The sequence below is a fragment of the Erwinia sp. MYb416 genome (assembly GCF_037479575.1).
Classification (GTDB): domain Bacteria; phylum Pseudomonadota; class Gammaproteobacteria; order Enterobacterales; family Enterobacteriaceae; genus Erwinia; species Erwinia rhapontici.
Map to the genome: position 1 here is coordinate 1 of NZ_JBBGYT010000032.1, position 928 is coordinate 928.

Annotated in this window: 2 protein-coding genes; both read left to right on the forward strand. The window is 49.9% G+C overall.

The annotated features are described in order from the left end of the window. Positions 1-232: 232 nt before the first annotated feature. On the forward strand, positions 233-616 hold the full coding sequence (locus WH277_RS00300) for a nuclear transport factor 2 family protein (protein ID WP_339457759.1): 384 nt from the start codon (positions 233-235) through the stop codon (positions 614-616). Between the two features lie 22 nt (positions 617-638). After that, positions 639-878 (forward strand): hypothetical protein, encoded by a 240-nt coding sequence (locus tag WH277_RS00305; protein WP_339457758.1) that lies wholly within the window; start codon positions 639-641, stop codon positions 876-878. Positions 879-928: the final 50 nt, after the last annotated feature.

Genomic DNA, 928 nt, shown 5'->3' on the forward strand with positions numbered 1-928 from the left:
GCGCGGAGCAGGGCTTTATCACGATCAAAACTTCTCGGTCTGCCCTTGGGCTTTCCGCTGGCTGTGTTTACACCTGGCGTTTTAATTTATGGGTTATCAATATATAGCTTTAAACTTTACATAGTGATCACTATACAATAATAACATTACTTAGTGGTCACTACAAAATGGTACCAGCAAGTGAAAGAGGGGATCTGAACGGATACCCGGTTTATCACTACGGAGAAAGAAGATGAGCGAAATAACTTACGTACAGGATTACAACGCCATTGTGGCTGTACTTAATCAGTACAACGAAGGCGGTAAACAGGCTAAGAGCGAGATCATGAAGCCCGCTTTCAGTGAGCAGGCCACCATTTTTGGCGCTGACGGCGACGGTAATCTCACCGGTGGCCCCATTCAGGGGTTGTTCGACGTTATTGACTGCGATTTCCGTCCCTCTCCTGAGGCGAAGGCCGCTATCGTTCGCGTGGATATCGTCGGAACCGCAGCTAGCGCACGCATTGATACCGATGACATTTCAGGCTTTCGCTTCACCGACTTTTTCAATCTTCTGAAGGTGAACGGCAGCTGGACCGTGGTCAGCAAGATTTACCATACCCACGTCGCATCCTGATATCCATTTGGTCAGCTCACTGATGCAGCCTGCAAGCACTACCGGACTCGTCGGTAGCCATGTGCTGGAGCTGGAGCTGGCCAGCTCAGCCTTGCGTACGGTGAGCCTGATTCTGCTGACGGGAAAAGAGGAAACTGTCATTGTGTGGCAGGCCAGTTTTGAAGCCCGCTCGCGCGGTGAAACGCAAAAGATGGAAGACGTCGTTATGCATCTCATCATGTCAGGGCATAACAGCCTGGCCGATTATCTACAGCAACAGTGAATACTGAGGAGACCGTCTGAAAATGAACGATTACATCCAGCCTGTTGAAC

What these genes read in the sequence shown, in the direction of transcription:
- WH277_RS00300 (WP_339457759.1), top strand. Translation starts at nt 233, where the DNA reads ATGAGCGAAATAACTTACGTACAGGATTACAACGCCATTGTGGCTGTA.
- WH277_RS00305 (WP_339457758.1), top strand. Translation starts at nt 639, where the DNA reads ATGCAGCCTGCAAGCACTACCGGACTCGTCGGTAGCCATGTGCTGGAG.